The organism is Opacimonas viscosa (genome assembly GCF_024199005.1).
Classification (GTDB): domain Bacteria; phylum Pseudomonadota; class Gammaproteobacteria; order Enterobacterales; family Alteromonadaceae; genus Opacimonas; species Opacimonas viscosa.
Genome location: NZ_JANATA010000411.1, coordinates 1 through 214, shown reverse-complemented (window position 1 = coordinate 214; position 214 = coordinate 1). Strand labels below are relative to the sequence as shown.

Sequence of the window (214 nt, the reverse complement as noted above, 5' to 3'; positions counted from 1 at the left end):
ACCCAGGTCGACGGCGGTTACCTTACCGATCTTGGTGTCGATGTGGTAGAACACACAAGGCGCATCAACAGTGCCATGTGTATTAAATTTAATTAGGTTTTTATTCCGGCGGCCGATAACCTTTGCATAGATATTGGCCGTCAACAGGATTCATTATGCATACCTTCGTTCGTTCCTCCGTGTTCGCTTTTGTTTGCGCGCTGTTACCCGTGTC

General features: G+C 47.7%; 1 protein-coding gene. It reads left to right on the top strand.

Annotation, left to right across the window (positions count from 1 at the left end; genetic code table 11):
- Positions 1-96 (top strand): DUF5669 family protein (locus NLF92_RS14090; RefSeq protein WP_254102897.1); only part of this gene is annotated, 96 nt, incomplete at its 5' end.
- Between the last annotated feature and the right edge of the window lie 118 nt (positions 97-214).